1 protein-coding gene is annotated in these 1,174 nt (G+C 63.9%); it reads left to right on the top strand.

The window, feature by feature from the left end; genetic code table 11:
- Positions 1–11: 11 nt before the first annotated feature.
- Positions 12–1,174, top strand: a 1,163-nt coding sequence (locus VJ923_RS12195; protein ID WP_326441861.1) for an arginine deiminase, incomplete at its 3' end; no start/stop codon positions are given.

Raw genomic sequence — 1,174 nt, 5'->3', positions numbered from 1 at the left:
GGAGAGCTTTTATGCAAGGAGTAAACGTCAAGAGCGAGATCGGCGAGCTCAAGAAGGTCATCCTTCACCGCCCCGGCGACGAGCTGCTGAACCTCACCCCCAACACCCTGGAGGAGCTGCTGTTCGACGACATCCCGTTCCTCCCGGTCGCCCAGGAGGAGCACGACGCCTTCGCGAACATCCTGCGCGGAGAGGGCGTCGAGGTCGTCTACCTCGAGGACCTCATGGCCGAGGCCCTGGACACCGACCCGGCCCTGCGCGAGAAGTTCCTCGACCAGTGGATCTACGAGGCCGGCATCCGCACCGAGACCTACACGCGGATCATCAAGGACTACATGAACTCCAACTACGCGGGCACCAAGGACATGGTCATGAAGACCATGGCCGGCATCAACCTGCAGGAGCTGCCCAAGAAGGACACCCACCTGCTCGTGGACATGGTGTCCGACCGCACCAAGCTCGTGTGCGCCCCGATGCCCAACCTCTACTTCACCCGCGACCCGTTCAACATGATCGGCGGCGGCGTGGGCATCAACCGCATGTTCAGCCAGACGCGCAACCGCGAGACCATCTACGGCGACTACATCTTCAACTACCACCCCGACTTCAAGGACGTGCCGCAGTACTACCACCGCGACTACACCTTCCACATCGAGGGCGGCGACGTGCTGAACATCAACGACCACGTGCTGGCCATCGGCATCTCCCAGCGCACCGAGCCCGACGCCATCGACCAGCTGGCCCACAACGTCTTCTCCGACGAGACCAGCGACATCGACACCATCCTGGCGTTCAACATCCCGGTCTCCCGCGCCTTCATGCACCTGGACACCGTGTTCACCCAGATCGACCGCGACAAGTTCACCATCCACCCCGGCATCATGGGCCCGCTGACCGTCTTCGAGATCACGCCCGACGGCAAGGGCGGCACCAAGATCCGCGAGCGCAACGAGGACCTGGAGAAGGTGCTCTCCGAGTACGTCGGCGAGTCGGTGCGCCTCATCCCCTGCGGCGGCGGCGACCGCATCGCGGCCGAGCGCGAGCAGTGGAACGACGGCTCCAACACGCTGTGCGTGCGCCCCGGCACGGTCGTCGTGTACCAGCGCAACAACGTCACCAACGACGTGCTGTACAGGGAGGGCATCAACTGCCTGGTCATGCCGTCCGCGGAGCT

It is taken from the genome of Adlercreutzia shanghongiae (genome assembly GCF_035830635.1).
In the GTDB taxonomy this organism is placed as follows: domain Bacteria; phylum Actinomycetota; class Coriobacteriia; order Coriobacteriales; family Eggerthellaceae; genus Adlercreutzia; species Adlercreutzia shanghongiae.
The sequence above is the reverse complement of the archived record's forward strand: the minus strand, read 5'-3'. Positions and strand labels throughout refer to the sequence as shown.